The following is a 12,709-nucleotide window of genomic DNA, read 5'->3' as shown; positions in this document are numbered from 1 at the left end:
ACATTAAAATTATGATATTTACTTTCTTAGTTAGGCCAGAGAGCCTGAATTGGAATGGGATGATAAAACTAGGGAAATTTTCAAAAAGCTTTAGGCAACTTTCTAAAAAATAAAAAGTCAATTAGGTGAAATCCAAACAGTCATTTAACCTAATCAGAAATGAAATTACTTCTATCTCTCCTCTTTTCGATTGCGCTTAGCGTTTCATCCTTTTCTCAAAACGGTGTTTATCTATATGGCTTTATGGCAAATGCGCCTGCAAGTCCGGTACAAATCGATGTTTCGATTTATGGAGACAGTAGCATGACGCCGGTGCTATTATTCACCGAGCCATCAGGCAATATCCAGACCCAGTGGATTGATTTGCCTTCGGGAGAATCAATACAGTTTATTGGAGCGGGCTATTATAATTGTCAGGGTAATTATACTTTCCAAAGCTGGAATGCCAGTGAATTTGATGATTTAATTGATATTCCACTTAATTTTAATTACTGTGCAGATTCAACGCTTTACGGATGTACAGATCCTTTAGCCATCAATTATAATCCACAAGCAAACCAAGATGATGGCTCCTGCCAATACGTAACTACCTGCCAATTAAATGATGTTATTGTAAGCATCTCAACTCAGTCATGGGGTCAAGAAGTATCGTGGAATCTGTTGCTCGATAGTACAAGTGTTGCAGGCGGTGGAAAATATCAAAGCAATAATACTTATAGCTCTAACTGGTGTCTGGAAAATGGCTGCTATACTTTTGAAATGTTCGACACTTTTGGCGACGGTTGGAATGAATCCACTTTTCAAGTTGTGGTAGATGGACTTGTTATTCAAAGCGGCACATTGCTTTCCGGCAATTACGGTTCGGTTTCATTTGGGATTAATCAGGAAGGTTGCATTGAAACTCCTCCTGTTTCTGGATGCACTGATCCGTTGGCTCTAAATTACAATCCCTTTGCAACAATTGATGACAACTCTTGCGAATACGCCACAATTACAGAAAATGATCTTTGCGCCAATGCTATTCCACTGATTCCCGGAAGCACAATATTAATAAATAACTCTACTGCTTTTCAAAACGAAGGAATCTGGGGCGAGTGCTGGGGCTTTGGCCAGGGAGAAGGTGAGCAAACCAGTGTTTGGTACACGTTTACTACGCCCCTTTATCCTGCAAGCATTCATCTTGAAGCGTTGTATGATGGCTCTAACACATTAACAGATACACAGTTCGGGATATTTGAAGAGTGCGGTGGAGAAATGATCTATTGCGATGGAAATGCAGGTGAAGGCCTTATGTCGGCACTCGATTTTGAATGTGGGGTACTGGACGAGAACACGACTTATATATTAATGATAGATGGATATTATGGAGACGCAGGAACCTGTTTCTTACAATATGAAGTAGATTCAACTTGCACCACAGAAGTATTAGGCTGCACAGACCCGCAAGCAATTAATTATAATCCAGAAGCTACAGAAGATGATGGTTCTTGCGAATACGCAACAATTTGTGAGCTTAACGAAATTCAGGTTGTCATAAATACTGGAACTTGGGCGAATGAGATTTCTTGGAATTTGGTGAACGCTGATAGTATAATAGTTGCCACTGGAAACGGATATTCCGATAATCTAGAATACGTTTCGCAATGGTGTCTTTCAGATGGATGTTATACGTTTCAGATGTTTGACAGTTTTGGCGATGGATGGAATGGCGCCAACTTTGAAGTGATTCTTGATGGCGACATCCTCGCTTCGGGAGCATTGAGCAATTTCAATTATGGAGCTGTAACCTTTGGAATTAATCAAGAAGGATGTGCTAACACGCTACCGATTTATGGATGTACAGACCCAGGAGCAGTAAATTACAACCCTGAGGCAATATTAGACGATGGATCTTGTATGTATGATTCTGATTGCACTCCGGTAACAATAATCATAGATGGATATAATGTTCCTTATACGGAGTGGTTAATAACTTCTACTGATGGATATGCATTAGCCGGTGCTATGCAAAATCAAAATGTTACAATTATTGATGAATGTTTGGAAGACGGATGCTACTCTCTTGAGATTATTGGTATTTGGGGCGATACACTTGAGCTTGGATATTATACCGTTCTTGTTGATAGTATGCCTATTGCTGAAGGTTTAATTGGGTCTTTTCAGGCAGTAAGTTTCGAGGTTGGTTCAGGATGTGACTCCACAAATGTCATTTACGGATGCACCGACCCAAATGCGTATAATTACAATCCGGAAGCTACAGAAGACGATGGTAGCTGCATTTACCAATTTGATTGCAGCATTGACTTCTTTGTAATTCCAGATTCAACTGGCGAAGATGTAATATGGATTGTGCCTTCGGCCAACATCCTGGCTGCAGTAGAAGTTCTTTGGGATTTTGGCGACGGAACTACAAGTACAGATCTTTTCCCCAGTCACGAGTACTTTGGCGATGGCCCTTTTACTTTGTGCCTTACAGCAACCTTTGCTTCGCCAGATGGCAGCAGCTGCTCAATAACTTATTGCGTCGTACTTACCGGAGATATGGCAGATGGCTCCGGTTTTACCTCAAGTGAAGGGGGTTTTACAATCAATGTGATTGGCGATGGCGCTTCAGTGGGCTTAACTGCAACGGAATCTATTACCAATCTTTCTCTGTGGCCAAACCCAACAAAAGATCAATTGAATATGCGTTTCAATTCTTTGAATAATAATGTGCAAACTGTTGAAATAATGGACATTAATGGGAAGATCATTGTTCAAAAAGAACTCAATAATGCTGGTGGTACGGTTACCGGATTTATTGATGTTACGAACCTTACTTCAGGAGTATATCTCTTTAAACTAAGCAGTGCAGATCAGATTGAGACCAGACGATTTGTTATTGCTAAATAAAATTGTAAGTCAAAACGAAAAGGCCCTTTTCATATTTTGAAAAGGGCCTTTTTAATTGTGTACGTTGCACGGCTTCTGAATTTATGGAGGTTATAAACTATCAGGATTTTCTCAACCTGGAATCAAAGGAGAATTTATGGTGATCAATAATCTTCACTTCGGAATACCTTTTATGGTCGCAATTTAAAACGAAAATGAAGGCTGACTCAATTATGCTGCTTGGTACTTTCATTGCCAGTGATTGGTTATTTTCTACCCACTGTTGTCCTACTTCAGATAGTATAGTGGGTGCCGGAAACTGATTCCAGTTTGAGGGTAAATCATTAATTTTTATTTCCTTGATTGAGTTTTCAGGAATCTCTAATATTAAAACATCTAATTCGGGCACTAGCAATGCAGGTATATGTACAAGTATCTCTAATAATGCGATTTCAATACTTTCTCCTGTATATAGAACGGGAGTTCCGATATTATTCCAACGGCCGGGATAAAAAGAAGCCCCGGCACCAGTGATATTTTTGGCGTGCCTGCGGTTAGCAATCCGGTAAATTTTCATAATTAGCTGTAAACGCCATGATCAACACGCCCCAGCAAATTTCTAACCTTATCTATGCCACAGGGAATATTCAGTAATTCTTTGGGTTCCAATCCTCCCAAGGACAGATTGGGCAGTTCCATCCATTTAAAGAAGTTTTTCTGGCTTCCAATCACCTCATTCCCAAAGAGAAACAAATCAGTTAACTCAAATAGCTGGATGGCATAATTCCTCTGAAGCTTTTTGTCCTCTTTAATCCATCTGTAAAGAGTAGGTTCAGAAATATTCAACATTTCAGCTGCAAAATCTCTAGGAATATTAAAGGCATTTCTAAAGTTTATAATAATGCCCGCTTCAACTCCTCTAGACGCAACTGAAATAAAATCAAGAGGATTTTCAATGTCTGTTTTAATGTATTTCTTGCCCAATAGTTTTATTAAATGATTATACCGATCTGTATTTCTTCGTTTATTTTGAGCTATCATATAATAATATTATTTATCAGTTGAACGAATGTACAAAAAATTGATCAGATAACGTTACAGATTAATTCCTCAAAATGTAATTATGTTTGTCTAATTCACTGTTTATAAGTGACGGGGATCACATCATTATTCGGTTTTGATTAACGCTTGAAGTAAAATCTCTGCCGGATGGTAGACCCTGACTTTCAAGCCATCTTTTACCTGATGTCTGCAACTTGTACCAGCCGCAGCAATGAGCGCATCTTTGTTTTCACGAATATGGGGAAAGAGCACCAACTCCCCTATTTTATTGCTCATTTCAAAATGCTCTTTTTCATAGCCAAAACTTCCTGCCATGCCACAGCAACCCGAGGGTATAGCGCGAACCTTGTAGTTTTTTGGAAGCGATAAAACCGCTTTACTATATTTTATATGCGACATTGCCTTTTGATGACAATGCAAATGAATATGTACATTTTCAACCATTTCGGTAAATTGACCGGAGTGAATTCGTCCAGATTCTATATGTCGGTAAAGAAACTCTTCGAATGTAAGTGCATTTTGAGCGAGACTTTTAGCTATTTCGCGCTGTGCCGGTTCTACAAGCTTTAAAAAATCATCTCTAAATCCCAGAATTCCAGAGGGTTCAAGACCTACTATGGGTATTGATTTTTCGATAAATGGTTTGAGCTTTTCTATAGCCTTGTGCGCACATTCGCGCGCAAGCGGAAGCATTGACTTTGATATTGCAGCGCGACCGGATGCGGTATAAACAACTTGAAAGCTAAATTCAAGCGATTGGAATAATTTTGCGGCAGCAAGAGCAATTTCGGCATCTTGAAATTCAGTAAACTCATCGATGTACAGCACAAATTCCGGTGAATTGGAGCTTCCATATTTTTGGATGAGTTTTGAAGCACGCTTCCGCGAAAATTGTGGTATTGAGCGCTGTTTAGCAATTGAGTAATGCGATTTAATAAAGTTTTCTATCGGCTTTAAAGCCAAAATAAGATTGGCCAGAAACGAAAATCTTGTTGCCAGACCTGCTGACTTATGAAAATTACCGAAAAAAACCGTACGTCTCGAAACACCATTTTTTTGTTGGTACTGATACATCGCCTCCGCTTTTAGCGCTGCCATGTCTACACTACTCGGACACTCGCGCTTGCAGGCTTTACAGCTCAAGCATAAGTCGAGAACCTCCTTCACTTCTAGAGAATCTAATGGATAGTTTGAGTTTGCTGGATTGGTGAGCACTTCGCGTAATACGTTAGCTCTTGCACGCGTAGTGTCAAGCTCATTGCGCGATGCCTGATAACTGGGACACATTGTAGCGCCTGATGTATGTGGGTTGCGGCAATCGCCCGATCCATTGCAACGCTCGGCGGCTTGGAGCATGTTTTCATTTTTGCCAAAAAAGAGAAAAGTAGGGGTGCTGAATGGTGCTTGATTTTCTGAATATCTGAGATCTTCATCCATTTTATCCGGAAACACAATCTTACCCGGATTGAAAATATGTTTTGGATCCCAGAGGTTTTTTATGGCTTTAAAAAGCTCGTAATTTTTGGGACCTACCATAAGTTCGATAAACTCGGCACGCACTCTCCCATCACCATGCTCACCACTAAGGGAACCATTGTATTTTTTTACCAGTTGGGCGCTCGATTCTGCAATTGCTCGTAGGTCTTTAATTCCTTTTTGACTTTTCAGATTTAAAACCGGCCGCAAGTGTAGCTCGCCTGCACCCGCATGGGCGTAATAAACAGCCTTTTGACCGTGCCTATCCATTAACAATTCAAATTCTGAGATATATTCTGGCAAATCAGAAATTGAAACTGCAGTATCTTCTACAAATGCCACAGGTTTTGCATCGCCAGGCATATTGCTTAAAACACCGAGGCCGGCGGCGCGCAAACTCCAAACCATGGCGGTTTGCGGAGGTCGAACAACTGGGAAAGCGAATCCGAGATTTTTCGTTTTTAGTGTGCTGGTGATTTTTTCAATCTCATCTTCAAGTCCGGAAGGTGTATCGCTTCTAACTTCAATAGCCAAAATAGCACCAGGATCGCCTTCTACGAAAAAACGATTTTCGGCTTGTTCAATATTGCCCCTGGTTAGATCCAAAATGGTCTTATCCATTAGCTCACAGGCGAATGGCTTAAATTGTATAATGGCCACGGTAGCCTCCATAGCTTCAATAACAGATTTAAAATGAGCACATATAACAGCCTCGTTTTCTGGCGGCAACTTATCAATACAAAATCTGATTTTGGTAGTCACGCACAAGGTACCCTCCGATCCTGCCAGTAATTTTGAGAGATTCAGGTTGTTTTCGCTTTCGCCGAAAGGCAAAAACTTAATAAGCTCATCTACCGCATAGCCGGTATTTCTGCGGTGTATATCTGCAGGAGGAAATCGATTTAGTATCTCTTGCTGCACTTCTTTGGGCGAGAGCAATTTTATAACTCCGTTGTAAATTTCAGCTTCTTTAGATCCGGAATTGAGAATTTCAGAAATTTCATCAAGCTTTTTCTCCTTAAATAAAGCCACACTGCCATCGCGCAAAACGGCTTCGACTTCAAGTACTTTATCGCGAGTTACGCCGTACTTGATGGAGGTGGTTCCCGAGGAGTTATTGCCCAGCATTCCGCCCATCATGCAGCGGCTAGCAGTAGATGTGTTTGGTCCAAAAAAGTACCCGTACGGTTTTAGAAAACGGTTTAGTTCATCGCGAATTACGCCCGGCTGTACTTCAACCCATCCCTCTTCGATATTTAAATTTAAGATACGTGTAAAATGTTTTGAAATATCAACTACCAGGCCATCGCCTACACATTGACCGGCAAGCGAAGTACCGCCGGCACGAGGAATGAGACCGATTTGGTTTTCACTTGCGAATTTTACAATTTGCTGTAAGTCGGCGGTATGTTTTGGATAAACTACACCAATAGGTGTTTTTTTATAAATGGAAGCATCTGTGCTATAGGCCAGTTTAGACAGATTGCTTAAGGAAAGCTCTCCCTCAATTTTTTGACTTAATTCCTTCCAAATCATTGCATCCATAATTTATTCAAACATAAAATAAGTAATTGGCAGTTAGCCCATGCTGCTTTAGAAGTTTTAAATATTATCGGTTAATTAATAACATGGATGCTTACTTTTGCTGTAAAGATTGCTTTATGGATATCAAGACGCTAAAAATAGCTGTAATAGGAGTTGGAAATTTGGGCAATGCACTAGTAAGCGGGCTAATAGAGAGCGGCGTGCCTGCCACAAATATTTATGCTACCAGACGAAATGGCGATAAGCTCGAAGAGATTAAAAAGCTAAGGGTACATGCCGGAACCGATAATAGATTTGCAGTAAAGCAGGCCGACGTTATTCTATTGTGTGTAAAACCGTTTAACTATCAAGTAGTTCTAGATGAAATATACGATGATATTGATCCTTTGCGGCAATTGGTTGTATCTGTAATTACAGGTGTATCAATAGAAACACTTGCCGCCAAGATGCCTTCTGGAATGGCGATTATACGGGCTATGCCCAATACTGCTGCCGATGTAAAAGAATCACTTACATGTATTTGCCACAATGGAGTGGAGGATTATCAGGTAGAATTAACACTTAAAATTTTTGATGCACTTGGCACAACGATTATAATTAAAGAAGAGCTAATGAATTCTGCCACAGTACTGGGAGCATGTGGTATTGCTTACGTAATGCGTTTTATAAGGGCAATGGTACAAGGCGGAATTGAAATTGGCTTTGATGCAGAAACTGCAGGTAATATTGTTCAACACACTGTAAAAGGAGCAGCGACATTATTATTGGAAAGAAAAACGCATCCCGAAAGTGAGATAGATAAAGTTACTACCCCAAAAGGATGCACAATCGCAGGACTTAACGAAATGGAACACAACGGATTTAGCTCGGCCTTAATTAAAGGATTGAAAGCGAGCATGACTCAAATAGATCATTAAAGCTTAAACAGAGAGAATTTCTTGAAATTTTTCTATTGAAATTGGTTTAGTAAGGTAGCCTGATGTAAATGGATATGAGTAAGCTTTCTGCTCATCGTCAGTATTAATACTTGAGCTTACAATATAAATTTTAGGGAAAAACGCTAAAGAAGAAGGCATAAGTTCCAATATCTTATCCATGCATTGCCAGCCGCTCATTTCCGGCATATTTATATCCATAAAAAGACATTGCGGAAGATCTGTATTTCCTTCAAGGCCATCATAAAGCGAATCGCAGGCCAGCCTTCCATTTTCATGTTCAATAATAGTAAAATTGTCAAAAGACTTTTTCAACGTGATTGAAAAAATCAATCTAAAAATAGGGTCATCGTCAACTACCCATACACATTTTCTATTCATAGCTTGATAAATTTGTTAATTCTGTTGATTTCTCAACTATTTCATAAACGATATCGTCCATATTTTCTGCTTCTGTTTTGATAAGATTAAGCAGGCGTGAAGACTCTGCCGGTAGATTATCACTTAATGTATTAATAGCCAATAATCCCAAAATATTTGCCAAAGGCCGCCGCAAAATATGAGACTGAATGAAGGCAATATCTTTCAATTTTCTGTTTTGCTCACGTATCTGTAATTCAGATCTACGTTCTTTATCAATATCTCGCGAAACAATAATACCGTATTTTTTGCCCTCTGGAGTTATTCTAACTGTCCCTTCAGATTGAATCCAAAGATAGTGTCCATCTTTATGCCTGATTCGGGTTGTTGCTTTTAATAAACCATTTTCATCATTAAATGCTTCAGCAATGTCGTTACTTACCATCTCTTTTTCATCGGGATGCGAAAATTCAAGAAGTGAAACCCCTCTAATTTCGGTATAATCGAAACCGAAAACGTTTTTGGCATTTGGAGAGATATACGTAATAATACTATTATCATCTATAGTGAGAATTACGTCGGTTGAGTTTTCTACATAATCTCTAAACCGTTCCTCACTTTGTCTAAGTGATTCTGTTTTCTCTTCCAGTTCGGTAATATCAAGCACGTGTGTCCATGCCAGTTTCTTGCCTTCCTCCCCATTTTCGATGGTAAATCCGGTTAAAATAACCTTTACCCGTGAGCCATCCTTTTTAATGTATTCTTTTTGATATGGGCCGAACGTGTTCTTTTGCATAGTTTTGTGAAACTGCTCATGATCTACCTTTCGGTATTCACGAGGTGTAATGTCCACATAAGTTAGCTCCGTAAATTCATCTTTAGAATATCCAAGTAATTTTAACAATGTATCATTTGAGTCAAGCCACTTTTTTGAATTCATATCCACAAGACCAATGCCCAAAGCAGAGTGTTCAAATAGTTTTCTAAAGCGTGTTTCACTCTGCTCGAGTTTAATCAGATGTTCCTTTTCTTTTGAAATGTCGCGAATTATAGTAAGCAGGGCTTCTATTTTTCCTTCCTGACCTATAATTACAGAATTAGATGCAAATCCAAGAAACTCTCTACCATCACGCCTTATTAAAGTATATTCCCCGGCAACACTTTTCCCTTTTTTAAATTTCTTAAAGTCCTTTGCAAAATCTTCTTTTGAAATTTTTAAAATATTGAATGACGCTATTGGTTGGTTAATAGTTTCAGATCGCTTATACCCAAAAAGGTTTTCAGCGGCTTTATTCCAAAATATAACATTCCAATTTTTATCAACTGCCACAGCTGCTTCCCGCACAGTGTCAAGCATCATACCTCTAAGCTCCTGTCGCTTCAAATTTCTTTTCGACTCTGTAACATCGTGCACTACACCAGCAACCTTTACGGGTGTGGAACCATCTTTAATAATTCTTCCATTGTATTGCAACCACCGGTTTGCTCCATCTATCTGTATAGGAGCTTCCAGAAAAATGGGTTTTCCCTCCGAAAGCGATTTATAGAATGAATTGCTCATTTTAACACGATCTTCAGCCCCATAAAACTCGAGAGCATTTGTAAATGTGGGCTCAAAGCTTTCGGGCACGCCGTGAATACCGTACGAGGCCTTTGACCAGTATAATTTTTCTTCTTTTAAGTCAAACTCCCATCCCCCAACCAAGGCAATTTCTCCGCTCAAGTCAAGAAATCGCTCTTTCTGATTTAAGTTTTCGAGTGTAGCTTTTAATTCTGTAATATCTTGACCTGTACCATAGTATACAGGTTCAGTTTGTCCCGTTTCTTCGAGAAGATTACCACTGAGATGTATATGTAGTAGGTTCTTGCTTTTTGTAAATATCCGAAATTCTAAAGAAAACGACTCCAGCCTAATTGTATGTACATGTAGTGCCTCCTTTATTTTTTGCCTGTCGTCAACGTGCACATTTCTAAGAAAGGTAATAAAAGAGTTTTGAGCGGTTAATTCAGGTATTGCGAAAATCTTAATAAATGCTGCTGAGGGAATAAATTTATCACTTTCGGGATACCACGTCCACGATCCAATTTTAGAAATATCCTGTGCAAGCTTGAGCGAATCTTCCTGAACTTTTAACGCTTTAATATGCTTATTTCGCTCGATAGAATACCGAATAATGCGCTTTAGAATATTCTCATTTGCCAGATCAGCATAATGCAAGTAATCTTGAGCGCCAAGGTGCATAGCCTCCACTCCCAGCTCATCGTCTTCTTCCTGAAGTATAATTACAACCGGAATTGATCCCAATTCTCTCAGCAGACTTTTTAAAGCGTCTATTCCCTTATAGTCTGATAGATTTAAATCGAGTAAAACAATATCAAATGCTTTTGATGCAATTAAACTTTTTGATTCTCCAAGGGTATCGGCAAAACTAATTTCGTAGCCTTCTCCTAAAAAATTCTTATGCACACCTCTCTCTGCAAGGCCCTGAACAACCAAGACGCTTACTAATGGAGTTTGAATATCTAAATTCACTTATTGGGCTCCTTTCCTCTTTTAAATTTACAGTTGCAGGTTGTAAATCTTAGTAATTCCTTTACGCAGCATCGTTTGTAAAAGTTCTAGTTACAAATGTGGTAAAATAATATAACAATACTCATCCTTTCCATAAAACTCTGTAAGCTAGTCACTGGATATTTCGATAAAGCCTTTTTTTCGTAAAATAAATTTTCCATTTGCTCTGAATTAACTATAATTATTGCCTAATAATTCACTTTAGTCTTTGAAACTTTTGGCTTAGCAACTATATAGAAATAGTCTTACTTGATATTTTTCGTCCTTTTCCGTTCTTTTTTGCTGTTTAAATTCCGATCGTTAAAAACTATGTTGATCCAAACGTGTATCACATGAGATATCTCTTATTTTTGCAGGAAATTCAACTAGAAGATTATGAACAAGATTAAATACGCTTTCCTTATTTTGGTAATAGCCGCCTGTAGCAATAATGAACCTACAGAAACAACAAAAACTCCACAAGAGCAGGCGGTTGCTCTGCGCGATTCTGCGGTTAAAATGGCAGCCCAAAACAAAGATGCAACCAGTATCGAAAAAAGTTTGGCATTGCTGGATCAGGCAATTGCTCTCGATCCTGATAATAAAAATTTCTATAACGCTAAAATGAATATATATTCTAGGTCAGGCGATTTTGAAAATGTTTCTAAAATACTTGAACAATTAGATGGTTCAAACTTAAAAGATCCTTATTCAACGCTTCAGCTCGGTATGGAATATGAATTGCAGGGAAAAAGAGATGAAGCAAATAAAAAATATAGCGAATCAATAGACGGATTTATAAGCATTATTGATACCATGAAAGTGGATCATAGATTAAAGCGCAACACTTTAATAATGAATGTTGCACTTGCCGCATCTTTATCAGAATCAGATTCTGACAAAGCAAGATTAGAGGCAATAATGACAGACGCGGAACGCGAAAATCTAAAATCATCCATTGATCAGCTTTATAGTTTACCGAGGGAAGAAGTGCTGAATAGACGCAGACAAAAGCAGTCTTAACACCGGTGAATCAAATCACCTTGAATAATTGAATACATGAAATCACCTGATTGGAAAACAGTAAAGGAATTTGAAGATATAACTTACAAAAAATGTAATGGGGTAGCTCGTATAGCTTTTAACAGACCGAATGTAAGAAATGCCTTCAGACCAAAAACTGTTGGCGAATTGTACCAGGCATTTTTAGATGCTCGTGAAGATACTTCAATTGGCGTTGTCCTTTTTTCGGCCGAAGGGCCTTCAACAAAAGATGGTGTTTATTCTTTTTGTAGTGGTGGCGATCAGCGCACCCGAGGCCACCAGGGATATGTTGATGATGACGGGATGCCGCGTCTTAATATCCTTGAAGTACAGCGGCTTATAAGGTTTATGCCGAAGGTTGTTATAGCCGTTGTTCCGGGTTGGGCAGTTGGTGGCGGTCATAGCTTGCATGTGGTTTGCGATTTATCACTTGCCAGTAAAGAACATGCTATTTTTAAACAGACTGATGCAGATGTAACGAGTTTTGACGGAGGTTACGGTTCTGCGTATCTCGCTAAAATGATTGGCCAAAAGCGTGCCCGCGAAATATTCTTCCTTGGAAGAAATTACAGTGCACAAGATGCCTTTGATATGGGAATGGTTAATGCCGTAATTCCACATGTAGAATTGGAAGATACTGCATATGCCTGGGCACAGGAAATTCTAGAAAAATCGCCTACTTCTATAAAAATGCTCAAGTTTGCCTTTAATGCCACTGACGATGGGATGGTGGGACAGCAGATTTTTGCAGGTGAAGCAACCAGACTCGCTTACATGACAGATGAAGCTAAGGAAGGGAGAAATGCATTTCTGGAAAAGAGAAAACCAAATTTTAAAAACATTAAGTGGATTCCGTAATCTAAAA

At 39.0% G+C, this 12,709-nt stretch carries 9 protein-coding genes; 4 read left to right on the top strand and 5 right to left on the bottom strand.

Translation table 11 applies throughout. The features are described 5' to 3' along the window. Positions 1-159 precede the first annotated feature (159 nt). Positions 160-2,892 carry a T9SS type A sorting domain-containing protein gene (locus G3O08_RS09335; RefSeq protein ID WP_163285097.1) on the top strand — a complete coding sequence of 911 codons (2,733 nt, stop codon included), beginning with the start codon at positions 160-162 and terminating at the stop codon, positions 2,890-2,892. A 100-nt stretch (positions 2,893-2,992) separates the two neighbouring features. Here G3O08_RS09335 and G3O08_RS09330 read toward each other — a convergent pair whose 3' ends face one another. The 3 genes from G3O08_RS09330 to G3O08_RS09320 form a co-directional block, all read right to left on the bottom strand. Next, complete coding sequence (locus tag G3O08_RS09330) at positions 2,993-3,448, bottom strand: RES family NAD+ phosphorylase (protein WP_163285096.1); 456 nt, start codon at positions 3,446-3,448, stop codon at positions 2,993-2,995. Between the two features lie 2 nt (positions 3,449-3,450). After that, positions 3,451-3,855 (bottom strand): antitoxin Xre/MbcA/ParS toxin-binding domain-containing protein, encoded by a 405-nt coding sequence (locus G3O08_RS09325; RefSeq protein ID WP_204336829.1) that lies wholly within the window; start codon positions 3,853-3,855, stop codon positions 3,451-3,453. 183 nt (positions 3,856-4,038) lie between these two features. Continuing rightward, positions 4,039-6,954 (bottom strand): FAD-binding and (Fe-S)-binding domain-containing protein, encoded by a 2,916-nt coding sequence (locus tag G3O08_RS09320; RefSeq protein ID WP_163285094.1) that lies wholly within the window; start codon positions 6,952-6,954, stop codon positions 4,039-4,041. Between the two features lie 116 nt (positions 6,955-7,070). Here G3O08_RS09320 and proC point away from each other — a divergent pair, with 116 nt between their 5' ends. Next, positions 7,071-7,871: a pyrroline-5-carboxylate reductase gene (gene proC / locus G3O08_RS09315; protein ID WP_163285093.1), complete on the top strand. Its 801-nt coding sequence runs from the start codon at positions 7,071-7,073 to the stop codon at positions 7,869-7,871. A 3-nt stretch (positions 7,872-7,874) separates the two neighbouring features. On the opposite strand, the gene G3O08_RS09310 is transcribed toward proC, so the two are convergent. Together G3O08_RS09310 and G3O08_RS09305 are read right to left on the bottom strand one after the other, a co-directional pair. Then, positions 7,875-8,270, bottom strand: coding sequence for a response regulator (locus G3O08_RS09310; RefSeq protein WP_163285092.1), 396 nt, complete (start codon positions 8,268-8,270; stop codon positions 7,875-7,877). Next, positions 8,263-10,782 (bottom strand): PAS domain S-box protein, encoded by a 2,520-nt coding sequence (locus tag G3O08_RS09305; RefSeq protein WP_163285091.1) that lies wholly within the window; start codon positions 10,780-10,782, stop codon positions 8,263-8,265. The genes G3O08_RS09310 and G3O08_RS09305 overlap by 8 nt, the downstream gene beginning before the upstream one ends. A gap of 414 nt (positions 10,783-11,196) precedes the next feature. Here G3O08_RS09305 and G3O08_RS09300 point away from each other — a divergent pair, with 414 nt between their 5' ends. Both G3O08_RS09300 and G3O08_RS09295 read left to right on the top strand, forming a co-directional pair. Beyond that, entirely contained in the window at positions 11,197-11,823 is a 627-nt protein-coding gene (locus G3O08_RS09300; protein ID WP_163285090.1) for a tetratricopeptide repeat protein, read from the top strand. Positions 11,824-11,859: 36 nt separating this feature from the next. Further along, the gene (locus tag G3O08_RS09295; RefSeq protein ID WP_163285089.1) at positions 11,860-12,702 is read left to right on the top strand and encodes a 1,4-dihydroxy-2-naphthoyl-CoA synthase; all 843 of its coding nucleotides are present in this window, start codon (positions 11,860-11,862) and stop codon (positions 12,700-12,702) included. The last annotated feature ends 7 nt before the right edge of the window (positions 12,703-12,709 follow it).

The organism is Cryomorpha ignava (assembly GCF_010686655.1).
GTDB lineage: Bacteria > Bacteroidota > Bacteroidia > Flavobacteriales_D > Cryomorphaceae > Cryomorpha > Cryomorpha ignava.
The sequence above is the reverse complement of the archived record's forward strand: the minus strand, read 5'-3'. Positions and strand labels throughout refer to the sequence as shown.

Excerpts from the sequence above, each read along its gene's own strand:
- G3O08_RS09300 (WP_163285090.1), top strand. The coding sequence starts at position 11,197 with ATGAACAAGATTAAATACGCTTTCCTTATTTTGGTAATAGCCGCCTGT.
- G3O08_RS09310 (WP_163285092.1), bottom strand. The coding sequence starts at position 8,270 with ATGAATAGAAAATGTGTATGGGTAGTTGACGATGACCCTATTTTTAGA.
- G3O08_RS09335 (WP_163285097.1), top strand. The coding sequence starts at position 160 with ATGAAATTACTTCTATCTCTCCTCTTTTCGATTGCGCTTAGCGTTTCA.
- proC (WP_163285093.1), top strand. The coding sequence starts at position 7,071 with ATGGATATCAAGACGCTAAAAATAGCTGTAATAGGAGTTGGAAATTTG.
- G3O08_RS09330 (WP_163285096.1), bottom strand. The coding sequence starts at position 3,448 with ATGAAAATTTACCGGATTGCTAACCGCAGGCACGCCAAAAATATCACT.
- G3O08_RS09320 (WP_163285094.1), bottom strand. The coding sequence starts at position 6,954 with ATGGATGCAATGATTTGGAAGGAATTAAGTCAAAAAATTGAGGGAGAG.
- G3O08_RS09295 (WP_163285089.1), top strand. The coding sequence starts at position 11,860 with ATGAAATCACCTGATTGGAAAACAGTAAAGGAATTTGAAGATATAACT.